Below are 23,309 nucleotides of genomic sequence, written 5' to 3'. Positions count from 1 at the left end.
CAAAAGCCATCTTTTATTTTTCCTCCATGCGGAGGAAAAACTTATCCGGTATTAGCCCCGGTTTCCCGGAGTTATCCCAGTCTTACAGGCAGGTTACCCACGTGTTACTCACCCGTCCGCCGCTGACTCTTTAAAAGCAAGCTTTTAAAGAGTCCGCTCGACTTGCATGTATTAGGCACGCCGCCAGCGTTCGTCCTGAGCCAGGATCAAACTCTCCATAAAGATGTTTGATAAAAGCTCATAAAATAAACATTGACGTTTTGTTTTGTTCAGTTTTCAAGGAACAATCTTTATTGCTGTTCTTATGACAGCGACTTAATTATTATACCCTAATAATAAATCTTTGTCAACAGCTTTTTTATTTCTCATCGCTTTTTAACTTTATCAGCAGCGACGTATATTAATATACCAATTTATTTATTATACGTCAATACCAAAATGAATATTTTTTAGTATTTTTTTGCCGCACGGTAGTGGCGATGATAAATCTCGGGGCCTTTTGTCGGTACGATCACTTCTTCTATAAAGTTTTTATCCAGCAGAAATTCAAGTAAAACCGTTAAGTCGATGTGATACGGTTGAAGGCTGGGATGGTTCAGGAGCTCATCAATTGTCCATTCCTCTTTTTGTTCCATCAGTTCCAATAGATGCCGGGCGCCCAGTGGTGTTCTGGAGTGGATGAGAAATTCACTTGCAAGAAACAGGAGTTCAAGGCGTTTTTGCAGTGATTCCCGGCTGGTCACCAGCTCTTCGTATAATTTGAAGATTTGCAGATCGACTTGCTTGACCTGATTCCAAACGGTCGTTTCGGGATGGATGCCGTTTTCGATAACCGCAAGCCGCGCCAGGTGGTGTAAAGCATGGATAATATGGCTGTATGCATCCAGGTATTGCTGATGGTTGAAAAAGTCCTTTCCAACCAGATATCTGCGGATCAATTTAGCAAACTCGGTCCCGATTTTCATCTTGCGTTCATCAAAAGGAAAATCCCGGACATCATTTTTTAATTGCACCATATACTCATTACGGTCAAATAAAATGACGCCTTCTGTAATCCACTCTATCATCTTACTGTTTGAACCGGACAGGAGCCAGTCTTTCAACTGTGCTTCACTGACAACATACAGCGCCGCTTTTTTGTCTTCGTAGCGGTAATGCTTCACATAAACAGGCTGTTCCTGTTCTTTGACCACGGTGAACAGAATGGCATCAAACAAATTGGTGGCTGTATCTTCTTCTGTCCTTTTCTCGATATATAGTACTGAAAGGGTATTCTGCTGGCTAGCCCTTTCCTGATATATCGGCCTGAGAATATCCTTCATGGGGCATTCCTCCATCATTTTTACCGTTCATACGTAATTCTATAATTTACGGAAAATCACCTGCAAATTTTAGCAACAAATTTCAGTATATTGCATTCCTTTATTTTTTTCCAGTTATGTTATATTTAAAGTGAGAGGGGGATGGAGTTGGCGAAATATTCAAGTAAAATCAATAAAATTCGAACTTTTGCTTTGAGTCTGATTTTTGCCGGCTTTATCGTGATGTACGCCGGTTTGTTCTTTCGGGCGCATCCGGTTGCCATGACTGTATTCATGGTGCTCGGCATGCTGTTTATTCTCTTTAGCACGGCCGTTTATTTTTGGATCGGGATGCTGTCGGTTAAAGCCGTACAGGTTGTTTGCCCAAATTGCCAAAAACCAACGAAGCTATTGGGACGTGTGGATATTTGCATGCATTGCAGCGAGCCGCTGACATTGGATCCGGAGTTGGATGGTAAAGAATTTAACGAGGCGTACAACCGCAAAAAAAAGGGGGAATAGTGCAAAAGGGGCTGCCGCTAGAGGCAGTCCCTTTTCTTACTCATTTAAGATGTTTAATTGGATCCTTCCGTTTTTTCCAGTTCATCCGCAAGATCCGAACGGGACAGATTGGCGTTCAGGAAAGCTTCTGTTTCCGGGAGCTCAAGATTCATATTCGTCTTCTTGCTGATTTGGATTGTGCCATAATCAAGCACATAATCAAACACATGGCCGCCGCCTGTGCGCGCGTCATCAATAAAGTGAAGATGGAAGCCGCCGACAGCGATCCCCTGTACAAACATCGGCGTCCAAAAACCGGCGAGTGTCCCTTTTATATTCTGGAATGAATAGACAGGCTGAGATTTAACTGCCTCCGTCATCGGAACCGGGTGATCCTGGTACGAAACCGTCCTTGTTTTCATGTCCTTAAATACGCCGTCAACACGAATCGCGTAAAACAGGTTTTCACTGTGCACCAGATCTTTGATTAAATTTTCAAGCTCTACCCGTGTAACCGGTCCATCCACTTTATAGGTAATGTCCGTTGTAAAGTGGGTTAATGAGCAGAACGGCGATTTGTCGTCCGGTTCAACAAGCTTAGCGGTACCTGATTTTAATTGGTAAAACTGGTTGTCAAAAGCAATTAATTCCCCGTCCAAATGATTAAATGTGCCAATGCCGAAATCCCCGAATTTTTTCAGTTTGGCAAAAGTCATGTCACTTTCGTAAACCCCGTCAAGGAGCGATGTCATCGTCGACAGTTGATAGACTTCGTTCATCGAGCGTGTTGCACGTTCATCGATACTTGCATTTTTTTCGGCAATATTCATACATATCCCCTCTTCCCTTATGATTTGGCTGCAAAAACCGGTGAAGCAGCCGAACGCCGCAGAACCCGGCGCGTCCGGCAAACCATCTGTACGTACTTCTTAAACCAATTGATCCGGCAATAATTTCTTTGCAAGTTCAAGGTTATCGCTGTAATCAACCGGAACATCAATAACCACAGGGCCTTCAGCATTTAGGCCTTCCTGGAGAATAGAAATCAGTTCATCAGGTTTATTTACCCGCAAACCTTTTGCACCAAAACTTTCCGCATATTTTACAATATCTACCGGACCAAAGTCGGCGCCTGATGTACGGCTATATTTCATTTGCTGCTGGAAAGCCACCATATCATATGATCCGTCGCGCCATACAATATGCACAAGCGGAGACTTCAGGCGGACAGCTGTTTCAAGTTCCATTGCGGAGAACAGGAAGCCGCCATCGCCTGAAATAGAGACGACTTTTTCATGCGGATTGATCAATGTGGCTGCAATCGCCCATGGCAGTGCGACACCCAATGTCTGCATGCCGTTTGAAAACAACAGACGGTTTGGTTCGTATACACGGAAATGCCTTGCCATCCAAATATAATGTGACCCGACATCGCAAGTGACGGTTACATTATCATCGATTAAAGAACGAAGATCCCTGATGAATTGCAGCGGATGGACAAGATCTGAATTGGAGTTTTCAGACGGCTCATCGCGCAAATTCAATTTATTGCGCAGGTGCTGCAGCAGTTCCAGCGATTTTCCGCTCAAATTTAAGTGCCCTAATTTTTCTTTGATACTGTCAACACTTGAAGCGATATCGCCAACCAGCTCGATATCAGGCTGGTAATCATGGTCAATATCTGCAAGAATTTCATCAAGGTGAATGATCTTTCTTTCCCCTTCGCCGTTCCAGTATTTCGGATCGTATTCTACTGCATCATAGCCAATGGCCAGCACAACATCCGCATGTTCGAGCAGAATATCCCCCGGCTGGTTACGGAATAATCCGATCCGGCCGAAGAAATGGTTTTCCAATTCCCGTGAAATCAAGCCTGCAGCCTGAAATGTTTCGACAACCGGCAACGCGATTTTTTTCAATAAAGAACGGACAGCTGCCACGACTTTCGGGCGGCTTGCACGCATACCGACTAAAATCACCGGCAGTTTTGCATTTTGAATCGCTTGCACTGCTTCGTTCACGGCTTCTTCAGATGCCTTTCCCAATTTCGGGCTTGGCAGCGGGCCTAAAGCCTTCACAGATGCCGGAGCTGACAGGACATCCTGCGGAAAACTGATGAAAGCGGCACCGGCCTGGGCGGAGGCTGCCGAACGGAATGCGTTGGTCATCACTTCCGGTACGGTATCCGGATGGACGACTTCGGCGCTGTATTTTGTAATCGGCTGGAACAATGCCACATTATCCATCGACTGATGGGTTTTCTTTAAGCTGTCCGCCCTTGGCACCGCACCTGCAATCGCCACTACCGGATCGCCTTCTGTATTGGCGGTAACAATGCCTGTTGCCAAATTTGAGGCACCCGGCCCGCTTGTGACAAGGCAGACGCCGGGTTTTCCTGTTAAGCGCCCGACCGCAGCTGCCATGAAAGCTGCATTTTGCTCATGGCGGCAGACAATCAGTTCAGGGCCGCGGTCCTTGAGTACATCAAACACAGCATCGATTTTTGCACCGGGAATCCCGAAAACATAAGGAACTTCTTGTTTTACCAAGCAATCGACAACAAGGTCGGCTGCTGTTTGATTCATTGTATTTGCTTGATTTGCCAATTCCCTCACTCCCCATTCATAATCCAGTCATGGCCGGAAACCGTTATCGAACATTTTCCTGCTTGCAATAGGAAATAATGTTCACAATTAGGCTGAGCCATCTTGTTTATATCTATACTTTACACCACATTTTCAAATGTTTAAAATATATTATTGCCATAGTATTAATATATAGGAAATATTAATTGAACAGAAAGGGAGGATGCAGACCATGGAACTGCGCCATCTTCATTATTTTTTAACCGTAGCAGAAGAACTCCATTTCGGGAAGGCAGCTGAACGGCTGCAAATGACGCAGCCCCCGCTCAGCCAGCAGATCCGGCAGCTGGAAGAAGAAATCGGAGTTGAGCTTTTTATCCGCAGCAAGCGCCATGTTGAATTGACAATCCCGGGAAAAATCTTTTTAAAAGAAGTCAAGCAAGTGCTTGAACAGTTGGAGCGGGCAGTTGAAAATACGCAGCGCGCTGACCGCGGGGAATTTGGAAATGTAGTTGTGGGCTTTGTTGGTTCTGCGACATACGATATCCTGCCGGCGGTCGTCCGCGAGTTCCGCCTGAAGTACCCAAAGACAGCGGTGTCCCTTCATGAATTATCGACGCCGGACCAAATGAAGGCTTTGCATCGGAAAGAAATTGATGTCGGTCTGCTGCACCCGCCGATTCAGGATCCATTGATTGCCACTAAGGTCATTCAAAAAGGGGCAGCCGCTTTGTCAATTCCAAAGAACCATCCGCTCGCCCTAAAGAAAACAATTCAAATTGATGACTTGGCTGACATCCCGTTTGTTGTGGTTTCACGGGACATTTGGCCGGGCTTGTACGATGAATTCCTGTCTGTTTTTCACGATGCAAATTTCACGCCAAAGATTGTCCAGGAAGCGACCGAATATCAAATGGTCGTCGGGCTTGTCACAGCGGGAATCGGGATCGGCGTGCTGCCCAAGACAGCCGAAAAATTATTTAACCTTGATCTTGTGTACCGGGAAATTGAAGGCCATCCGCTCAGTGCGGTACTTTCCATTGCCTACCGGAAAGCAGACAATAACCCGGCCCTTGCCAATTTCTTAAATATTTCAAGCCGGGTTACAGAAGAATTTACGGGGCTTTAATGCGGAGAAAATACTGATTGGGTTTTTTATATTTCTAAGCGCAACCACTCTGCTTTATTGTCCCTGCTCCATTGTCCATGGTTTTTTACCCTCGGCTCCGCGTTCTTCTATTCTCTAAAGCGTTGTGTAAAGACGCAACAAATGATATACTGTTTTCACTGGCATCTGGGATCCCAGATGCCGGGTTTCTTTTTTATGTATTAACCAGGCTGAAAAATTATTAAGGCCTGACCACCATTAATAAAGGATGAAAATGAATGAGTTTTTTAAAGGCAGAACAACCCCAATTGTTTAAAGATCATGCATATAAAGAAATTAAAAAAGGAATTATTCAACACGAAATTGACCCTGGATCGATGTTAAATGAACGTTCACTTAGTGAAAGCCTTGGAATTAGCCGTACACCATTGAGATTGGCTTTACAGCAGCTGGAACTGGAAGGTTGGGTTCAATCTGTACCAAGAAAAGGAATTTTTGTCAAAACCATCAACAGGCAGGATGTGGATGACGTTTTCCAACTTCGAAAAGCTAACGAAGTACTGGCCATTGAGCTGCTCATTCCTCTTTTGGATGACGAAACAATCGATAAAATTGAGAAGATCGATAAACAACTATATGACTCCAAGGAAGAACCTTTAAAGTTTCTGTACTGTGATTCAGCCTTTCATTTGTTCCTGGCAGAGTCAAGTCAAAATCATCGGCTATTTAAATTAATCCAAAACCTTACAGACCATTTTAATTGGTACCGATTCACTGCATTACAGGCAGGAAAAAGCTTGGATGAGGCTTATAACGAACATCACTTCATTATTGAGGGGTTAAAAGCAAGGAATCTAAGCCAAACAAAAGAGGCAATGTTAAGCCATCTTCATAACATATACAACACAATTATAACGAAAACAGCAAATCTTAAGGAGTGAATGGAAGGATGAAACGGTGAAATTCACAGACCGTATCTTTTGGGCGAAGGAAGACATCATTTTTTATTCAAGTTTTGAACAAAAAAGGGGAATTGACTCCCCAAATAGAGGAGTGATGCAATCATGAAATTTTTGATCGTCTTTTTGCAAATTTGTTTTTTATATATTTTTTTCTTCATCGGAAATGCGATTCACGATTTTTTCCATCTCGCCCTTCCAGGAAGTATCATTGCACTTCTATTACTTTTCATTTGTTTATGTTTAAAAATCGTTCCGGTAAAGTGGATTGAAAATGGAGCAGGCTTTCTGCTAAGTATATTAATGCTATTATTCGTACCCACAACAGTTGGGATCATGAATTATTCTTCGTTACTTTCTATTCATGGTGCATTGCTTGTTTTAGCTGTGCTATTAAGTACCTTCATTTCCATCGCAATCGCAGGAAGGGCAGGCCAATTTTTTGAAAAAGCAGTACAAAAAAGAAGGGATGAAAAAGAATGCAGCTAATATTCGCATTAGGCATGATTTTATTAACCGTTGCCGTTTACTTTGTGATGACTAAAATTTACAAACGGTATTCTTACTCCTTTTTACTTCCCGCCTTAACGGCAACTGCGCTTATCATCATTATCCTTTTAATGTTTCATATTCCTTATAAAAGCTATATGATTGGCGGGCAATGGATTAGTTCTCTTTTAGGTCCGTCCGTTATCGCACTTGCTTATCCTCTGTATAAACAGCGGCATTTTTTAACCCGTTACTTATTCCCCATATTAGGAGGGGTTTTGGTCGGTACCCTTTCCGGCATGGTGAGCGTTGGCCTTCTGGCTAAAATCCTCGGAATCAATCATGAGCTGATTCTTTCCATTCTTCCTAAATCTCTTACGATTCCAGTTGCAATTGAAGTGGCCAGAGGTTTGGGAGGAAATGCCTCAATGGTCATTGTCGGTGTGATAATCTCGGGGATCTTTGGTGTAATAGCCGCCCCTGCTATCTTTAAATTACTGCGTGTACATAGCCCCATTGGCAGAGGCATCGCATTTGGCAGTACATCAAATGCCATAGGAACTTCTAAAGCTGCCGAATATAGTGAACTGACCTTTTCGGTGAGTTCTGTTACAATGGCTCTATGTGCAATCCTCGGCTCCTTTTTAGGACCGGTCGTTGTGTGGCTGTTTCACATTTGAGAAACACGATCACAAATAAAATCAACCTTACTTTGCATGCAAGAATCCAATAACATGACAAAAGAAAAGTCCAATTTCCTTATTTGCTTTTTGGAAATTGGACTTTTTTGTCTGGCAAAATGGACGTACCTCATGATTTATACTGAAATATATTTTTATAGCGTTTTCCCGCTTTTCGGCGGGATTCTTCCTGCAAATTTAAGAACTGCCGGATTCCAAGTCCGCCCTTGCAAGCGGCATGCTCATACAGCGCGGGCCCCCGCGCCCTCTCGATAATTCAGAGCTTAATACCTCAATTACTTCAATGCCATGCTGCCTGAGCATTTCATTGGAAACATAGTTGCGGTCGTATGTAACCACTACACCGGGCGCAATTGTCAGCGTATTGGACCCGTCATTCCACTGTTCCCGTGCAGACGCGATAAAGTCACCCCCGCCGCATGGAATGAAGTCAATTTCCTGCAAATGCAGCACTTCTTTTAATGCAGCGGCTAAATGGTTTCTTTCACGGATGACGATGTGGCCATCGCCAGCGGATTTTTCCAATAGATAAATCCTCATTTTTTCATCCGGTCCCTGAATGGCCGGGTGAATGGTAAACTTATCATGATCAACCATGGTAAACACCGTATCCAAATGCATGAACGCTCTTGATTTCGGAATTTCAACCGCTACGACGGTCCGGATATTTTCCTGGCGCCGGAATAATTGGACAGCCAAATTTTCAATTGCCTTGGCTGAAGTCCTTGAGCTGACCCCGATGGCCACCGTATCGCGGCTTAAAACCAGCTCATCCCCGCCTTCAATCGAAAACCGCTCGTTCCTGTTGAGCCAAACCGGAATTTCACAGCCGGAGAAGTGCGGATGGTATTTGAGAATATACTCCATAAAAATGGATTCGCGCCGCCTGGCTTCTTCGCGCATCCGGTTAATCGTGATGCCGTTTCCTATCACAGCAGCCGGATCACGGGTAAAATAAAGATTCGGCATCGGATCCGTATAAAACGGATCGTAATCGGTGACAAATTCATAAAGATGTTTCTTTTTTTCTCTCGCAATTTCAGTTTTAAGGATACCGGCCATGACCTTACGCACCATTTCCACGACTTGCATGGAAAGCAAGTATTCTTTTAAAATATGAAAAGTCCCATATATATTGGCATTGCTTTCAGCCAGGAACTGGTCGATAAACTGCTCGCGCACACCTTCGTCCTTCAACGATTCCGCCGCCAGCCGGTCAAGATACAAGACTTCAACGCCGCGTTTTTCCAGCGTGGCAGCAAAAAAGTCATGTTCTTTTTGTACGGCGGGCAGAAAAGGAATATCTTCAAAAAGAAGCCTTTCCAAATGATCCGGGATCAAATTTTCAACTTCTCTTCCCGGGCGGTGGAGCAGAACTGTTTTTAACGTACCGATTTCGGATGTGATATGCAGGGGATGTTTCCTGTTTCCAGTCGTTTTTTCCAGCGGGATATTGGACGGGTTTTCCATCTTCTGTACCTCCTCATTTACGGCTCGGAGCGTAATCCGGATTTTTTTGTTTTTACAGAAACTTTTTTCATCTATCTTTATCATAACAGATTGATGGATGAAGCAGGGGGCAAAAGGCAGCAGCTGTCCGGGATTATTTTTAAAATGGAATGTCTTGTTAAAGGTTTGCTTTCAAATTTTAGGCAAAAAAAAGAACTGGTACAGGCCAGTTCACCGGGTGAAAACCATGGAATTCAACTTTTGACGTAGCTGTGTTTTTTCAAACATTCGGGGCAAGTACCGTAAACTTCCATACGGTGGTGGCTTACTTTAAAACCAGTCACCTGCGAGGCAAGCTGTTCTACCTCATCCAGACCCGGATAATGGAAATCCACAATTTTCCCGCAGTCTTCACAAATAATATGGTAATGGTTGGATGTCACAAAATCGAAACGGCTTGAAGCATCGCCGTAAGTCAGTTCTTTTACTAAACCAATTTCCCGGAAAACGCGCAAATTATTATAAACAGTAGCGACACTCATATTTGGGAATTTTCCCTCCAGTGCCTTGTAAATTTCATCGGCTGTAGGGTGTGACATGGATTGAATTAAATATTCCAGTATCGCATGACGCTGAGGGGTGATTCGGACACCTGACTCTTTTAACGTTTCCAGTGCTTTTTTCAAATGATGCTCTGACACCGCCATGCACCTCTTTTCTAACAATTATCATTATTAATTTATAATCTTTATAAAAAGTTTACAAAAAAATCGGGGGGTTTGTCAAATAAAATGAAGCAAAACGTTATCTTTAAGCTTCCTTATTACTATGATTTTCATGTAAAAATTTATTCATTTCTCAATTACTCCTGCAATGGATGGAGCGGCTGCTCTTCAACCCCGAGGCAATGATTGATATATCTGGCGGCAACAAAAAGAAAATCGGATAACCGGTTTAAAAATGCCAGCACGAACGGATGAACATCCTCAACCGCTACGCTTTTCCGTTCCGCCCGTCTCGCAACCGTCCGGGCTGCATGCATGGCAGCGCTGGCAGGATGGCCGCCCGGCAGAATAAACATTTTTAAAGGCGCCAATTCTGCATCCCACTTGTCAATCACGGCTTCGAGTTCTTCAATATATTCTTTTTTCAGCTTCCACTGCACCTTCTTACCGGCAGGCGTCGACAGTTCTGCCCCCACATGGAATAGAATGGTCTGGATACGGTGGAAAACGGCTTCAATTTCCTTTTTTTCCGGAAATTCCTCAGCATGCAAGTGGCTCAGGGCAAGCCCGATCATAGAATTGGTTTCATCACATGTGCCATAAGCTTCTACCTTTGCATCGTTTTTGGGAACCCTCGTCCCGTAAACGAGCGAAGTGGTCCCTTTATCTCCTGATCTCGTATAAATCCGCATGTTCATCCCCTCTTTCAAATCAATCCTGTTCTGATAATCCGTACCGTTCTTTAAATAAGTATGTAGATGGTGTTCAAAAATATCCATTCCGTCTGACAATTAAGGTTTGGAAGGAGCGGTTAAAACAGGCTGGATTTACCCGCCTGGTTGCAATCTTCAAAACACCCGGTCCTTTTCGGTGTATTTTTGGAACCATATAAAGCTTTTGTACCATAAATCGCGCTGATATGCCATAAAAAAAGACCGAATGAATCGGTCCTAATGAGACTATTCTTGAGGAGGTATGCCCTACTATAAGGTATGTACGCGGGCATATTTGGAATGGACAAAAGCCATTGCTTCTTAAAAATAGGCATAGTCAGGCTAAATTTTCTTTGATATAGGCCAGTGCTTCTTCCACATGGCCTTTTACTTTCACTTTCCGCCATTCCTTCACGATCTCCCCGTTTTTATCAATTACAAAGGTAGACCGTTCGATCCCCATATATTCTTTCCCGAAATTCTTTTTCAATTTCCATACGCCGTAAAGTTCCGCCACTTGATGGTTCGCATCTGAAAGCAGCAAAAACGGCAGCCCGTGTTTTTCCATAAATTTTTGATGCTTTTCAACCGGGTCGGGGCTGATGCCAATAATAACCGCATCCAGTGCTGAGAATTGTTCGTTATAGTCACGGAAATCGCAGGCTTCCGTAGTACAGCCCGGTGTCATATCTTTTGGATAAAAATAAAGCACGACATGTTTTTTGTCGCGAAAATTCGATAAGGTTACGGTTTTCCCGTTTGTTTCCGGGAGCGTAAAGTCCGGAGCCATCTGTCATCACCCTTTTTTCTGCTTTTCTTCTAGCGTACCTGATTTTAGCAGCCAATTGCAAATGTAAAGTGAAACTTCTATCAGCGGGGCGTTACTTTTTCCCGGTATCCAGGACAGATTTTACAACAAAGGCAGCAGGGATCGTATAGCCGATCAAAGCTTCGGCCACGGCCAAAATACGGGCCGCCCCGATTGGCACCACATCGCCAAAGCCGACAGAAAACAAGGTTACCGCACTTAAATACATATAATCCAGCAGCGTTTTAAAATCATGGCCTTCCATCAGCCTGCCGTGGTCGAGTGCAATTGGAATTCCCATCATATCAAGAATCAAATAGAGAAGGCCAAAACCGATCATGATGTTGCAGTAGGTAAATGCAAGAAAGAGGAAATCAGCAAATGAAAGCTGTTTGGAGCGCCGTAAAGTTGGATAAAACAGGGTACGCAGGCTCATTACAATACAGAACAGCACAAGAATGCCGAGAATAAAAAACATTTTGTATACCCCTTTTTCCAGAATGCCCGGAGAAAACCGTTTTGCTTTTGTATCGTTCGTTCAGCGCATTTTCTCTTCCATTTTACGCTCGTCCGCTTCCGGTTATGACAGACGGCTGGCTATTTCCACTGGACGTGGGTGAATTCGAAGGCTAAAATGGAATTTGTGCAAATAGCTGTGGATTTTAAATTGATCGAATAAAGCAATCGCAGGAGGTTAGAAAATGAATTTTACAAACTCTGAAGCATTACATAAGGAAGCACTGGAGCATATCGTCGGCGGTGTAAACAGCCCGTCCCGCTCCTATAAAGCAGTCGGCGGCGGCTCACCGGTTGCCATGAAACGCGGGAAAGGCGCTTATTTCTGGGATGTTGACGATAACCGCTATATCGATTATTTAGCCGCATACGGGCCAATCATTACCGGCTTTGCCCACCCGCATATCAGCGAAGCCATTAAGCGGGCAGCCGATATCGGTGTCTTGTACGGCACGCCGACCCCGTTTGAGGTGCAGCTTGCAAAGATGCTTAAAGAAGCCATCCCTTCCATGGATAAAGTCCGCTTTGTCAATTCGGGCACAGAAGCGGTCATGACAACGATCCGTGTCGCACGCGCTTATACAGGCCGCGACAAAATTATTAAATTTGAAGGCTGCTACCACGGGCACTCCGACCTGGTACTCGTTGCCGCCGGTTCCGGCCCATCGCAGCTTGGCATGCCGGATTCAGCCGGCGTTACGAAAGCAATCGCGAATGAAGTCATCACCGTTCCGTATAATGATGTCGAACCATTCAAGCAGGCGCTTGAAAAATGGGGCGATGAAGTGGCCGCCGTACTTGTCGAACCGATTGTCGGCAACTTCGGAATTGTGCCGCCGAAACCGGGATTTTTGGAAGCCATCAATGAACTGGCCCACAAGGCCGGCACGCTCGTTATTTACGATGAAGTCATCACCGCTTTCCGTTTTATGTACGGCGGCGCGCAAAATCTGCTTGGCGTCATACCTGATTTAACGGCGATGGGCAAAATTATCGGCGGCGGGCTTCCGATCGGCGCTTATGGCGGCCGCAAAGAGATTATGGAAGAAGTCGCACCGCTCGGCCCGGCGTACCAGGCCGGAACGATGGCCGGCAACCCGGCATCGATGCTTGCCGGAATCGCCTGCCTGGAAGTGCTGCAGCAGGACGGTGTGTACGAAAAACTGGACCGCCTTGGTGAAATGCTTGAAAAAGGCCTTTTAGAAGCGGCTGAAAAACACGGGATCACGATTACAATCAATCGCCTGATCGGTGCATTCACCGTATACTTCACAGATGAAAAAGTTGAAAACTATAAACAAGCCGAAGCCTCAGATGGCGAGTTGTTCGGGAAATTCTTCAAGTTGATGCTCAATCAGGGCATTAACCTGGCACCATCGAAGTATGAAGCCTGGTTCTTAACGACCGAACATACAGAAGAAGATATTCAGGAAACGATTAAAGCAGCCGATCATGCTTTTTTCCGGCTGAAAGATTAAAATGATAATGCTTCGGGCATACCGTCCATCCGGAAAACGCCTGAAGCAATTATAAGCAGCGAAGCACTGTCCCACCCCGGGCCAGTGCTTTTATTTTTTCCGGCTTAAACGGCGGGCTGATCATGACAGCGGCCAGGCGTCGTCTTCGGTTTGGTGCTTTTTCCCGGCCCTTGTTTGTGACCCATTCCATCCCCTCCTCTGATTGGAAAATTCCAGGCTGCTATTTTAGTCTCTTGAAAATATACTTTAGAAAAAGAAGAAATCCTAAAAATTTTTTACCCGGTACAGGTAACTAATAGGTGGCTGTGCATAATTTATATAGAATGCCGCAAGAAAGTTCAATATGGCAATGGAGATTAGATATGAGGGGATGTGCATCAAATTGGGAAAACAAAAGTGCAAACGCGCATTGACCGTATGGTTGAGTTTCATGTTGGCGCTGTCTGCCATCATCGTTGCAGCTTGTTCCGGTACAGGAGAAAACAGTGCAAAGAAAAAGTCCGGCCAGGTGATTCGGATTGGTTATCAAAAAAACGGGCCTCTCCTTATATTAAAGGAAAGGGGCAATTTGGAGAAAAGGCTGAAACCGCTTGGCATTACAGTGAAATGGCATGAATTTCAATCCGGACCGGCTCTCCTTGAATCTTTAAATGCAGGGAATATCGATTTTGGAAGAACCGGGGATTCACCGCCGATTTTTGCGCAAGCATCCGGTTCGACTTTAAAGTATGTAGCCGCAGGGAAAACAAAATACAAAGGCTCGGCGATTCTTGTAAAAAAGAACTCTCCAATTCAATCTATTAAAGATTTGAATGGAAAAACAATTGGTTTTGCAAAAGGCAGCAGCTCCCATTATTTCATCGTAAAAGCATTGGATAAATACGGGATCGCTTTTAAGGACATAAAGCCTGCTTACTTACAGCCGGGAGATGGAAGGGTTGCATTTGAACAAGGCAAAATTGATGCCTGGGTAGTATGGGACCCGTTCACCGCTGATGCGGAAATATCCGATGATGCGCGTATGTTAACGAACGGAAAGGGGTACACCACCGACCGCGACTTTTTCCTCGCCACTTCTGACTTTTTACAAAAACATGAAGATATCGTCCAAATCGTGTTAGAAGAAGTCCAACACTCAAGCACCTGGGCAAACGAGAACCGGGATGAGTTATCAGAGATGCTTTCAAAAGCATTAGGCATTGACAAATCAGCTATGAAATTAGCAGTAGAAAGACGCGTATACGGCTTGGATAAATTTACACCGGAAATTATAAATGAACAGCAAAAAATTGCCGACACATTATATGATTTAAAGATGATTCCCCAAAAAGTAAAGATTAAAGGGAGCGTTCATCACTTCAGCAAAAAGGATGAAGCAAAGTGAATAAATTCCTTTACAATCTCATCGGCAAGCTTATCCCCTGGGGCATCCCGATTTTACTCATCATCGTTTGGCAGGTCTTTTCAAAAGAAGGGATTGTTTCATCTAAAATACTGCCGGCTCCCAGCGATGTATTTGTTGCCGCTGTAAAGCTTGCAGAGACTGGAGAGCTGGGGCATCATGTTTGGGTAAGCTTATGGAGAGCGTTAACGGGTTTTCTGATAGGCGGCAGCATTGGGTTTGTGCTCGGTTTATTAAACGGGCTTTTCCGGTCGAGTGAATTGCTGCTCGATACGTCTGTGCAGATGCTGCGGAATATTCCGCACCTGGCGTTAATCCCGCTTGTCATATTGTGGTTTGGCATTGGAGAAGAAGCAAAGATATTCCTTGTTTCTTTAGGTGTTTTGTTTCCTGTGTACCTGAACACATATCACGGGATCAAATCGGTTGATAAAGGGTTAATCGAAATGGGAAAAATATATGGTTTAAAAGGTTTTTCTATGTTTTCGCACATTATTTTCCCCGGGGCCCTGTCTTCTATTCTTGTTGGTATCAGATTTTCATTGGGGGTCATGTGGATTACCTTAATTGTTGCAGAAACCATCTCTTCCACTTCCGGTATTGGTTATATGGCCATGACGGCGAGGGAGTTTATGCAAATGGACGTTATTCTATTAAGCATACTATTATACGCCCTCTTCGGTAAGCTGTCTGATGCGATTGCCCGTTTTTTTGAAAAAAGATGGTTAAAATGGCATACAAGTTATCAGGAACATTCTTAAACTGAACTTCCATCTGTGGGCGGTTTTGCCCGATAAGGTGGTATAAACAGAACTGGAGGATTGGCTGTGGTCAAAAATGATTTCTTGCAAATTCTGGATATACAAAAGCATTACGGAGACAGGCACGTACTAAAAAGTGTCAATTTAAATATAGAAAAAGGAGAGTTTATTGCAATTGTCGGCAAAAGCGGGTGCGGCAAAAGTACGCTGCTGCGCCTCCTATCGGGCTTGGAGAAGCCAAGCGGCGGGCAGATTTTGATTGATGGAAAACGGCTGGAAAGCTTGAACCGAAAGGCATGCATGGTTTTTCAGGATGGGCACCTGCTGCCATGGAAGCGGGTCATAGACAATATTGAGCTGGGGTTAAAAGGAAATCACAAACAGAAAGCGATAGAAGTTTTAAAACATGTCGGCTTGGAAAACTACCTGTACGAATGGCCCGCAAAGCTCTCAGGAGGCCAAAAACAAAGGGTGGCGCTGGCTCGCGCGCTGATGCACCAGCCAAAATTATTATTGCTCGATGAACCGCTTGGCGCGCTGGATGCCCTTACCAGGCTTGAAATGCAAAACTTGATCGAGGAAATCAGGAAATTAAACAATTTTACCGCTCTGCTCGTTACCCATGATGTTGAAGAAGCCGTCGCACTGGCTGACAGGGTTGTTTTACTGCAGGATGGCTGTATCGCCCAAGACGTCCCGATTCAGTTACCCAGGCCGCGGCAAAGAGATCGTGAAGCATTTGCGGCGATCGTGAATCAAATCAGAAATCGGATCATGGGCATAACGGAAAATATGCCTCCAAGCAATCGAAATATTTTGCACAAGAGCTATTCCATCCACTCGATTCCCGGTACAAACTAGAAAAACGGCCTGCATCATAAGCCCTGATTTGGACGGTCCTTTCCAAATCGGGGCTTATTTTTTTTGAGCATTCTATCCTGCCATCTTTATGATGCGTCCAAGCCGTCATTCTATTGGCTGCACAAGCATATAGTAATAAGCGTAAAGCTATTTCAATTCAAAATAAGGATGGTTTCTTTGAAAAAATACCGCCAATATCACCCTTTTCTTTATAGAAAACTTTTTTACCTTGTTGCAGGGGCAGCGATTCAAGGTTATGCCATGGGCGTTTTTCTATTTCCAAATGCGATCCCTTCAGGCGGGGCCGGAGGTTTAACGGTTCTATTCAATTACTGGTTTCAAATTCCCTTCAGCATCGCCCTCTGGTTCCTTAACTCTTCAATGCTGTTGTTCGCGATTTATTATTTAGGCGGCGCAAGTGCATTGGGGACACTCATCGGAATTACCATTACATCGATTTCCGTCAATATTTTTCACGTATTATGGGACACGCCATTTACAAATGAATGGATGGATTTGGCAGTCGGATCGATAATTTTAGGTCTGGGTGTAGGAATTCTGATCCGGAATGGCTTTTCCAATGGCGGCATCGGAATCATCGCCTTAATCATTGCAAAATACCGGACAGTGAATCCGGCGAAGCCTCTTTTTATCATCAATGGACTTATTTTTCTGATTACAGCGTACGTCATTGATTGGAGAATTGTGATACAAGCCATCATATGCCAATACATTTCGACGAAAATGGTTGCCTGGATCTATCATTTTTCCTTTGCTTCCATTCAGCTGAAAATTCCGTTTCTTCCCCTGGGATGGCGAAAAAAGTGAACCATCTGATGATTCACTTTTTTGCTGACTTATCTGCCGCCTGCCGGTTCTAAGAGGGTTCGTTTATTTTTTTGTTTATTTCCTTTATTCTTCCCGCCAGCTTGTTCTTCGCCATTTTGATTGGTATGAATCAGCAGCAATGCCAAAACCCCTACGACAAAAGTAAAACCTGCGATCGACATAAACATGCCTGTCCTGGACCACTCCATCAATCTGCCGAAAACAGGCGGGCCGATTGCCACGCCGAGAAAGCGGACAGAGCCGTAAAGAGAAGTCACAAATCCCCGCTTTTCTTTCCCTACCGCCCCTGTAATAAAACTGTTCACACAAGGCAGGATAAGGCCTGTACCGAGACTGCTGATCACAAGGACAGAGATAAACGGGATCAGGTTGTCAAAAAACGTAAGCAAAGCATACGAAACCGTCATCAAGATGAAGCCGAGCACAATAAGCTTTTTCATCCGCCCCTGTTTCTTCCCGATTTTACTTCCCGTAATATAGGAAGTCGTACACATCACCAGCAATGGAATGGCTAACACCAGCCCTTTTATCACCCCGTCAATTTTATACCTGGTTTCCAACGTATTAGACAGGTAAAAAAGGATGCCAAACAGCGTAAACAAACAGGTCGCTCCAGCCAGATACGCCGTTAATAACCATTTTCCGTCTTCTTTAAAAACGCCTGCCAGGCCCTTTACATATTTTCTGAATTTGGGCGGTTCCTTCTTTTTTTCTTTCTCTTTAATAAAGATCCATGTCAATAAAATGGAAACAGCTACGACAACCGGGAAGGCAAAAAAGGTACCATACCATACCACAATTGCAATCAATGCACCCAAAATCGGGGACAACACTTTTCCAAACCCGTTTGAAGCCTCAACCAGTCCAAGTACCCGGCTCTCTTCCGACCCTTTAAAAAGATCACCGGTTAAGGCCATTGCGATCGGTGCAGTTCCCGCAGCACCAATCCCCTGTAAAATCCGGCCTGCAATAATCCAGCCAAATGCATGGGAAAAGAACGCCGCTGCCAAACCGGCTAATATACCGCCTGCACCGTAAAGAAAAAGTGCCGGGAATATGACGATTTTCCGTGAAAACCGGTCAGAAAGATAACCGAGGATCGGGATAAATACAGCAGCCACAATGGAAAAAACCGAAATGGTTAAACTCGCCTGGAAAGATGACAGGTGGAGTTCGGATTGCATTTTGGGCAAAACGGGAATCAGCATTGAATTTCCCAGTGTCATGATCAACGGAATCGATCCGATTGCAACTACAGTCATGGCTGAATTTTGTTTACTTGCCATAATACCCTCCCCATTTTAAATTTTGCTATGTTAGCGTTTCCGAAATATGCGAATCTATGCATGATTCAAGAAAGCATTTTTTCCGTAAGCCGGGCCGGAATATTATTTTTTAATTGTGGGAAGCTATTTTTCACATGCATGAGGAGGAAAAGTGGAAATGAAGTTATTTATTGAGTATATTTTAGATGAAATCGAGCAGATCGGATTAAACCATCAGTTTCGGGTTTCATTATCGTCTACCAAAAATGAGCATAACTATCTTCGCGGCATCCTGCAGTTTTTTGACCGGGATTTTAATATTCATTTTGTTATCTTTTTCAGTTTCCCCGAGGAACATCCTAAACTGCAGTATACGTTCTGGATTTTAGACCAGGCAGGAAACAGAACCGTAGTAGAAAAAGACGGATCCGAGGAAAAAATGATGGATGTTGTAAAAGAAACGGCAATCAAGGAAATCAATGTCAATATTATGGAGGGCGGGGAGGTGCGGCATTTACTAACTGAAATAGAAAAAACCATACGTTTCTCGCCCGTATTTCCATGACCCGGGAATGTGGGGGAGGAAAAAGTTCGGTCCGGATAAAATTGTGTTCAATTGCTTTTCACTCCATAAATAATACAGCCCACACCTGTCAAAACCCACAAAATTTTTGCAAAGGATATTTTGTCGGCTATACCGATAATGCCAAGTGAGGTTGTTGTAATTAAAACAATCGGGCCTACAATGGCAAGAGAGCTGTTTATTACAAGCGCCTTTTCCACCTGGTTATATTTTAACATCAACATTGCCGCAGTAATCTCAATCATGCCTGAAATCAATCTTAGCATCGCCATACCCAGAACATATTTTTCAATAAGAAAAAACATCGCGCTACTCCTTTTTAACAGTTAATGACCCATGTATTTATTCTTATACATATTCAGGGACATGCTGATTTAGGATAAGCAATGGGACAAATGAGAAAAAATCCAGTTGCCGGAATAAAAACGATTTCTCCCCTGATCTCTAACCGCCCCCGCCTGTCACCGCCAAACGCTGCTGTAAAACCCCCCTTAAACAGCCCGTGATATTACGATATACATTACCTTTCGTACATGCAGGACACTGATAATAAACAGCGGGCATATTTTAAATTGCCTTTAAAAGGACGAACAAAATTCGGTCCGAACCATCCGTTTTAAAGCAACGGGATCATGCCGTTTCGCAACCGGTTTAAAAAATGATGATTTGGATAAAGGGAAAGTCCGGCATTCTTCATAAATGCTCGTATTCTTGCATAACCATTTATTCCTGTATAGAATGATGGAGAAAGGATTGTATATGATGAGAGTTGGAGCCCGTATTTTTAAAACCGGAATTGCAATCACCATTGCCTTGTTCCTGTCACAATTATTAAAGATGCCGTCTCCGGTTTTTGCCGGGATTGCAGCCACTTTTGCCATTAAACCTACCATTTACCGCTCCTATTTATCAGTCATTGAGCAGATGCAGGGAAATATTATCGGCGCCGTGCTTGCCGCCATTTTAGTAATGGCTTTTGGCAACCACTTTTTAATCGTCGGGCTGGGATCGATCATCATCATCGTTTTGATGCTGAGACTGAAACTGGATGATACGGTCGGCCTCGCGCTGGTCACGATGATTGTCATTATGGAAACGCCGGGCACCAATTTCCTGCAGGCAGCCGGGGTCCGCTTCGCCACGTTGTTCATCGGGATATTCAGCTCATTTCTTGTGAATTTGATCTTCCTGCCGCCGAAGTACGAGGCAAAACTCTTTGTCCGCCTCACCCATGCGACCGAGGAGCTGCTAAAGTTTATCCGGATCACGTCGCGCCAGGAAGCGGACTATCATCTTTTAAAAGAGGAGCTGCCGACCATTAAAGAGCGCGTTTACAAAGTGGAACAGCTCTATACTTTATTCAAAGAGGAAAAAAGCTACGGAAAAAAAAGAAAGTTTGATGCGCAGCGGAAGGTCGTTCTGTATAAAGAAATGGTTTCGATTCTAAATTTAACCTATATTATTTTGAAACGGCTGCACCAGTACAAATCGGATATCGCCTATTTACCGGATGCTTTTCAAAATATGATCCAGGAGCAGCTTGAATTCCTCGTAAATGAGCACGAAAAACTGCTGCTGATGTTCCTTGGAAAGGTTAAAGGGCACTCAAGAAAAAATGATACAGGCGATGAACAACGGAATGAACTGATGGAACTTTTTCTCCATAAATTAAAAGACGAGTCATTCCGCGCTAATCTTCAATCCTACCATATTATGAACCTGCTTGCGCTGCTCGTTGACTATCAGGAACAACTGGAACACTTGGAGAAATTAATTGAAGTATACCAACTGCACCATAAAGAAAAAACGGAATTGAATATTAACGAGTTAGAAGACCAGTAAACATGGGAAGGCCGGCTATTCACAGTATAGCCGGCCTCCGTTTTTCAACTTAAGATTTCCTGTGATTCAGCTGTTTTCTTTGCGGAAAAAGTCCTGGATATTCATTTTTGAGTTCTTTAACCGGCGCATGATTTCATGGTAGTGCTGATTCACATAAGCATAATATAATACATCAATTGTAAATAATTGTGCCGCAAGAGAGGTTGTGGCTGCGCTTCTTAACATGACTGCTTCCCCGCCATGGTGAATAACAGGATAATCCACGATCCCGGCAAGCGTGCTGTCCCGTTTCTGCGTAATTCCAGCCGTTAGCAGCCCCTTTTGTTTCGCCATCCGGGTTAATTTAATGGCTTCAATGGTTTCCCCGGAGTCAGAGATGGCGATAAACACGCAATCCTCCGCCGCATTGATTAGTGAGGACCCCAATAAATGGTGATCCTGCATATTCACAACCGGTTTCCCGATCCTCGAAAATTTCTGTGTAAAATCCTCGGCCGCAATATGTGACGCGCCAAGGCCATAGATATAGATGACCGGGGATATATCCAGGACTTCCGCAATCTTTTCGATACAGTCCGTATCCAGTTGATTTGCAGTTTGCGTGATTGACTGATTAAATCGCAGCGCCAGTTTATCTACAATCTTCGGCACCTCTTCATTTGACGTAATATCTGTATAAATATCCCGGTCAACACCGGAAGCATCCGCGTACAGCCTGATTTTTAATTGCGAAAATCCGGACAGCCCGATGGATCGGCAAAACCGGACAATCGTGGCCGGGCTGACCCCGGCTTTCTTTGCCAGCTCGCTCGTATTATCGTTGACCGTTTCCACCGAGTGGCTGAGAATGTATTCCCCGAGTTTTTTTTCCGTTTTTGAAAGATCGCCTAGTTTGGATTTAATCTGTAAAATAATGTTTTCTTCCAACCAGATCACTCGCTTTAGTTTCTTCTGTTGCGGCGCGCGCCTCTTTCGGAATACCGAAGAAATAGGTGGCAATGAATCCTCCGGCATAGCCTGAAAGCAGCCCGAACACATATCCGAGCCAATGCCCGTGGGCAATTAAAGGAATTAAATCCACTCCGCTTGTGCCAATCGCAAAGGCGCCAATATTGCCGATTCCGGCGATGACAGCGCCGCCGATGCCCCCGCCGATACATGCTGTAATAAACGGGCGCCCTAATGGCAGGGTCACCCCGTAAATCAAGGGTTCGCCGATGCCCATGATCCCGACCGGCAACGCCCCTTTAATCAGCTGCACCAATTTTTTATTTTTTCTGCACCTCACCCATAAAGCAAGGGCGGCACCAACCTGCCCGGCGCCTGCCATTGCCAAAATCGGCAGCAGCGGCGTCACCCCGGTTTTATTGATCATTTCAATATGGATCGGCGTCAGAATCTGATGGAGGCCAAACATGACCATCGGCAGGAAGAAGAGCCCCAGTACAAATCCTGAAAAAGCGCCGCCGACATGGAGCAGCCAGGTAATCGATCCGACCAGTGCCCCCGAGACCGCACCAGCGACAGGCATGACGATAAATATTGTAAAAAGTCCGACAACAAGAAGCGCAATTGTAGGCGTAACAATGATGTCGACAGAATTGTGTACAACTTTATGAAGCCATTTTTCAACCAGCGACAAAATCCATACAGCAAATATCACACCAATAATACCGCCCTGTCCTGCCGATAATGCATCGCCGTTAAAAATATTTGGCAGCGGCGCATCGGGACTCATGCCTGTCAGCAGTGTTGTGCCCCCGATAATGCCGCCGAGGCCCGGCGTAGCCCCAAATTCGTTTGCACTGTTGATGCCGACATAAATCACCAAATAAGAATAAAGCCCGTTTTTAATGACATTTAAGGTGGTAATAATAGGCACCCAATCCTGGCTGAGACGATCGGCGGTCATCATGTTCGCAAAAATTGCGGCGATCCCGGCGATAATCCCGGCGCCGACAAATGCCGGAATAAGCGGGACAAAGATATTTGAAATCGATTTCAGTGCATTTTTAAAAGCTGAATTCTTATGTTTCGCTTTTTCCCTTGCCTTTACTTCGGCTGCCCTTGCTTCCGCGATTTCGCGGTTTGTTAATCCAGAGTCCTTTTTTGCCGTATGATTTGGGAACTTTTCACCCAGTTTTACACCGGCCTGTGCCACCATGATGTTCGCAACTTTATTGACAATCCCGGGCCCTAAAACAATTTGCAGTGTTTCATCTTCCACCACGCCCAGCACGCCGTCAATTGCTTTCAGCCCATCCAGGTTCACTTTACTGTAATCTTTAATGGTCATGCGTACTCTCGTCATGCAGTGAATGATTTTTTCAACATTTCCGATGCCGCCGACATTTTCATAAATCTCACCCGCCAGCCGTTGCTCTTTCGTTTCAGCCATTTTATCCTTCCCCCT

General features: G+C 44.5%; 25 protein-coding genes and 1 rRNA gene. 12 read left to right on the top strand and 14 right to left on the bottom strand.

The genetic code is table 11. From position 1 onward, the window contains the following. Together C232_RS0110055 and C232_RS0110050 are read right to left on the bottom strand one after the other, a co-directional pair. A 16S ribosomal RNA gene (locus C232_RS0110055) occupies nucleotides 1-222 on the bottom strand; the annotation flags it as partial. Between the two features lie 227 nt (nucleotides 223-449). After that, entirely contained in the window at nucleotides 450-1,322 is an 873-nt protein-coding gene (locus C232_RS0110050; protein WP_018663893.1) for a nucleotidyltransferase-like protein, read from the bottom strand. Between the two features lie 147 nt (nucleotides 1,323-1,469). Between C232_RS0110050 and C232_RS0110045 the strand changes: the two genes are divergently transcribed. Next, complete coding sequence (locus tag C232_RS0110045; RefSeq protein WP_018663892.1) at nucleotides 1,470-1,823, top strand: YgzB family protein; 354 nt, start codon at nucleotides 1,470-1,472, stop codon at nucleotides 1,821-1,823. A gap of 53 nt (nucleotides 1,824-1,876) precedes the next feature. Here C232_RS0110045 and budA read toward each other — a convergent pair whose 3' ends face one another. Further along, a complete protein-coding gene (gene budA, locus C232_RS0110040) occupies nucleotides 1,877-2,632 on the bottom strand; it encodes an acetolactate decarboxylase (protein ID WP_018663891.1) in 756 nt (251 codons plus the stop codon). 99 nt (nucleotides 2,633-2,731) lie between these two features. Continuing rightward, nucleotides 2,732-4,387, bottom strand: coding sequence for an acetolactate synthase AlsS (gene alsS / locus C232_RS0110035; protein ID WP_040400073.1), 1,656 nt, complete (start codon nucleotides 4,385-4,387; stop codon nucleotides 2,732-2,734). Nucleotides 4,388-4,619: 232 nt separating this feature from the next. Here alsS and alsR point away from each other — a divergent pair, with 232 nt between their 5' ends. From alsR to C232_RS0110015, 4 genes are all read left to right on the top strand, one after another. Next, entirely contained in the window at nucleotides 4,620-5,516 is an 897-nt protein-coding gene (alsR, locus tag C232_RS0110030; RefSeq protein WP_018663889.1) for an acetoin biosynthesis transcriptional regulator AlsR, read from the top strand. A 257-nt stretch (nucleotides 5,517-5,773) separates the two neighbouring features. Continuing rightward, the gene (locus C232_RS18530; protein ID WP_018663888.1) at nucleotides 5,774-6,436 is read left to right on the top strand and encodes a GntR family transcriptional regulator; all 663 of its coding nucleotides are present in this window, start codon (nucleotides 5,774-5,776) and stop codon (nucleotides 6,434-6,436) included. Nucleotides 6,437-6,559: 123 nt separating this feature from the next. Further along, on the top strand, nucleotides 6,560-6,943 hold the full coding sequence (locus C232_RS0110020; protein ID WP_018663887.1) for a CidA/LrgA family holin-like protein: 384 nt from the start codon (nucleotides 6,560-6,562) through the stop codon (nucleotides 6,941-6,943). Further along, entirely contained in the window at nucleotides 6,934-7,623 is a 690-nt protein-coding gene (locus tag C232_RS0110015; protein ID WP_018663886.1) for an LrgB family protein, read from the top strand. Before C232_RS0110020 ends, C232_RS0110015 begins: the two co-directional genes overlap by 10 nt. A gap of 198 nt (nucleotides 7,624-7,821) precedes the next feature. Here the strand turns inward: C232_RS0110015 and arcA are convergent, their stop codons facing one another. The 5 genes from arcA to C232_RS0109985 form a co-directional block, all read right to left on the bottom strand. Beyond that, the gene (gene arcA, locus C232_RS0110010; RefSeq protein WP_018663885.1) at nucleotides 7,822-9,114 is read right to left on the bottom strand and encodes an arginine deiminase; all 1,293 of its coding nucleotides are present in this window, start codon (nucleotides 9,112-9,114) and stop codon (nucleotides 7,822-7,824) included. Between the two features lie 233 nt (nucleotides 9,115-9,347). After that, nucleotides 9,348-9,794: a peroxide-responsive transcriptional repressor PerR gene (gene perR, locus C232_RS0110000; protein WP_169338751.1), complete on the bottom strand. Its 447-nt coding sequence runs from the start codon at nucleotides 9,792-9,794 to the stop codon at nucleotides 9,348-9,350. Between the two features lie 161 nt (nucleotides 9,795-9,955). Further along, entirely contained in the window at nucleotides 9,956-10,510 is a 555-nt protein-coding gene (locus C232_RS0109995; protein WP_018663882.1) for a cob(I)yrinic acid a,c-diamide adenosyltransferase, read from the bottom strand. A gap of 358 nt (nucleotides 10,511-10,868) precedes the next feature. Then, the gene (bcp, locus tag C232_RS0109990; RefSeq protein ID WP_018663881.1) at nucleotides 10,869-11,321 is read right to left on the bottom strand and encodes a thioredoxin-dependent thiol peroxidase; all 453 of its coding nucleotides are present in this window, start codon (nucleotides 11,319-11,321) and stop codon (nucleotides 10,869-10,871) included. A gap of 91 nt (nucleotides 11,322-11,412) precedes the next feature. Continuing rightward, entirely contained in the window at nucleotides 11,413-11,817 is a 405-nt protein-coding gene (locus C232_RS0109985; RefSeq protein ID WP_018663880.1) for an ion channel, read from the bottom strand. Between the two features lie 223 nt (nucleotides 11,818-12,040). Between C232_RS0109985 and C232_RS0109980 the strand changes: the two genes are divergently transcribed. Next, nucleotides 12,041-13,333 (top strand): glutamate-1-semialdehyde 2,1-aminomutase, encoded by a 1,293-nt coding sequence (locus C232_RS0109980; protein ID WP_018663879.1) that lies wholly within the window; start codon nucleotides 12,041-12,043, stop codon nucleotides 13,331-13,333. Between the two features lie 49 nt (nucleotides 13,334-13,382). Here the strand turns inward: C232_RS0109980 and C232_RS19775 are convergent, their stop codons facing one another. Beyond that, nucleotides 13,383-13,523 (bottom strand): hypothetical protein, encoded by a 141-nt coding sequence (locus C232_RS19775; protein WP_018663878.1) that lies wholly within the window; start codon nucleotides 13,521-13,523, stop codon nucleotides 13,383-13,385. 192 nt (nucleotides 13,524-13,715) lie between these two features. Here C232_RS19775 and C232_RS0109970 point away from each other — a divergent pair, with 192 nt between their 5' ends. The 4 genes from C232_RS0109970 (at nucleotide 13,716) to C232_RS0109955 (ending at nucleotide 17,185) form a co-directional block, all read left to right on the top strand. Next, the gene (locus C232_RS0109970; protein ID WP_018663877.1) at nucleotides 13,716-14,717 is read left to right on the top strand and encodes a sulfonate ABC transporter substrate-binding protein; all 1,002 of its coding nucleotides are present in this window, start codon (nucleotides 13,716-13,718) and stop codon (nucleotides 14,715-14,717) included. Further along, a complete protein-coding gene (gene ssuC / locus C232_RS0109965; RefSeq protein WP_018663876.1) occupies nucleotides 14,714-15,496 on the top strand; it encodes an aliphatic sulfonate ABC transporter permease SsuC in 783 nt (260 codons plus the stop codon). The genes C232_RS0109970 and ssuC overlap by 4 nt, the downstream gene beginning before the upstream one ends. A 66-nt stretch (nucleotides 15,497-15,562) precedes the next feature. Then, nucleotides 15,563-16,357: an ATP-binding cassette domain-containing protein gene (locus tag C232_RS0109960; protein WP_018663875.1), complete on the top strand. Its 795-nt coding sequence runs from the start codon at nucleotides 15,563-15,565 to the stop codon at nucleotides 16,355-16,357. Between the two features lie 177 nt (nucleotides 16,358-16,534). Further along, nucleotides 16,535-17,185, top strand: coding sequence for a YitT family protein (locus tag C232_RS0109955; RefSeq protein WP_018663874.1), 651 nt, complete (start codon nucleotides 16,535-16,537; stop codon nucleotides 17,183-17,185). Nucleotides 17,186-17,214: 29 nt separating this feature from the next. Here the strand turns inward: C232_RS0109955 and C232_RS18525 are convergent, their stop codons facing one another. After that, complete coding sequence (locus C232_RS18525; protein WP_155891561.1) at nucleotides 17,215-18,495, bottom strand: MFS transporter; 1,281 nt, start codon at nucleotides 18,493-18,495, stop codon at nucleotides 17,215-17,217. Nucleotides 18,496-18,649: 154 nt separating this feature from the next. Here C232_RS18525 and C232_RS0109945 point away from each other — a divergent pair, with 154 nt between their 5' ends. Next, the gene (locus C232_RS0109945) at nucleotides 18,650-19,036 is read left to right on the top strand and encodes a hypothetical protein (protein ID WP_018663872.1); all 387 of its coding nucleotides are present in this window, start codon (nucleotides 18,650-18,652) and stop codon (nucleotides 19,034-19,036) included. Nucleotides 19,037-19,083: 47 nt separating this feature from the next. Here the strand turns inward: C232_RS0109945 and C232_RS0109940 are convergent, their stop codons facing one another. Then, nucleotides 19,084-19,359: a YqhV family protein gene (locus tag C232_RS0109940; RefSeq protein ID WP_018663871.1), complete on the bottom strand. Its 276-nt coding sequence runs from the start codon at nucleotides 19,357-19,359 to the stop codon at nucleotides 19,084-19,086. A 457-nt stretch (nucleotides 19,360-19,816) separates the two neighbouring features. Between C232_RS0109940 and C232_RS0109935 the strand changes: the two genes are divergently transcribed. Continuing rightward, nucleotides 19,817-20,896 (top strand): FUSC family protein, encoded by a 1,080-nt coding sequence (locus tag C232_RS0109935; RefSeq protein ID WP_026314565.1) that lies wholly within the window; start codon nucleotides 19,817-19,819, stop codon nucleotides 20,894-20,896. A gap of 66 nt (nucleotides 20,897-20,962) precedes the next feature. On the opposite strand, the gene C232_RS0109930 is transcribed toward C232_RS0109935, so the two are convergent. Both C232_RS0109930 and C232_RS0109925 read right to left on the bottom strand, forming a co-directional pair. Continuing rightward, nucleotides 20,963-21,832: a MurR/RpiR family transcriptional regulator gene (locus tag C232_RS0109930; protein ID WP_235801537.1), complete on the bottom strand. Its 870-nt coding sequence runs from the start codon at nucleotides 21,830-21,832 to the stop codon at nucleotides 20,963-20,965. After that, on the bottom strand, nucleotides 21,795-23,294 hold the full coding sequence (locus C232_RS0109925) for a PTS transporter subunit EIIC (protein ID WP_018663868.1): 1,500 nt from the start codon (nucleotides 23,292-23,294) through the stop codon (nucleotides 21,795-21,797). The genes C232_RS0109930 and C232_RS0109925 overlap by 38 nt, the downstream gene beginning before the upstream one ends. Nucleotides 23,295-23,309: the final 15 nt, after the last annotated feature.

Origin of the sequence: Heyndrickxia acidiproducens DSM 23148 (genome assembly GCF_000374345.1) — a bacterium.
GTDB lineage: Bacteria > Bacillota > Bacilli > Bacillales > Bacillaceae_C > Weizmannia > Weizmannia acidiproducens.
This window is presented reverse-complemented; position numbering and strand designations above follow the sequence as displayed.

Coding starts and splice junctions, on each gene's coding strand:
- bcp (WP_018663881.1), bottom strand. CDS start 11,321: ATGGCTCCGGACTTTACGCTCCCGGAAACAAACGGGAAAACCGTAACC.
- C232_RS0109985 (WP_018663880.1), bottom strand. CDS start 11,817: ATGTTTTTTATTCTCGGCATTCTTGTGCTGTTCTGTATTGTAATGAGC.
- C232_RS0109935 (WP_026314565.1), top strand. CDS start 19,817: ATGAGAGTTGGAGCCCGTATTTTTAAAACCGGAATTGCAATCACCATT.
- C232_RS0109940 (WP_018663871.1), bottom strand. CDS start 19,359: ATGTTTTTTCTTATTGAAAAATATGTTCTGGGTATGGCGATGCTAAGA.
- C232_RS0109945 (WP_018663872.1), top strand. CDS start 18,650: ATGAAGTTATTTATTGAGTATATTTTAGATGAAATCGAGCAGATCGGA.
- C232_RS0109925 (WP_018663868.1), bottom strand. CDS start 23,294: ATGGCTGAAACGAAAGAGCAACGGCTGGCGGGTGAGATTTATGAAAAT.
- C232_RS19775 (WP_018663878.1), bottom strand. CDS start 13,523: ATGGAATGGGTCACAAACAAGGGCCGGGAAAAAGCACCAAACCGAAGA.
- C232_RS0110015 (WP_018663886.1), top strand. CDS start 6,934: ATGCAGCTAATATTCGCATTAGGCATGATTTTATTAACCGTTGCCGTT.
- alsR (WP_018663889.1), top strand. CDS start 4,620: ATGGAACTGCGCCATCTTCATTATTTTTTAACCGTAGCAGAAGAACTC.
- C232_RS0110020 (WP_018663887.1), top strand. CDS start 6,560: ATGAAATTTTTGATCGTCTTTTTGCAAATTTGTTTTTTATATATTTTT.
- alsS (WP_040400073.1), bottom strand. CDS start 4,387: ATGAATCAAACAGCAGCCGACCTTGTTGTCGATTGCTTGGTAAAACAA.
- budA (WP_018663891.1), bottom strand. CDS start 2,632: ATGAATATTGCCGAAAAAAATGCAAGTATCGATGAACGTGCAACACGC.
- C232_RS18530 (WP_018663888.1), top strand. CDS start 5,774: ATGAGTTTTTTAAAGGCAGAACAACCCCAATTGTTTAAAGATCATGCA.
- C232_RS0109995 (WP_018663882.1), bottom strand. CDS start 10,510: ATGCGGATTTATACGAGATCAGGAGATAAAGGGACCACTTCGCTCGTT.
- C232_RS0109980 (WP_018663879.1), top strand. CDS start 12,041: ATGAATTTTACAAACTCTGAAGCATTACATAAGGAAGCACTGGAGCAT.
- arcA (WP_018663885.1), bottom strand. CDS start 9,114: ATGGAAAACCCGTCCAATATCCCGCTGGAAAAAACGACTGGAAACAGG.
- C232_RS0110050 (WP_018663893.1), bottom strand. CDS start 1,322: ATGAAGGATATTCTCAGGCCGATATATCAGGAAAGGGCTAGCCAGCAG.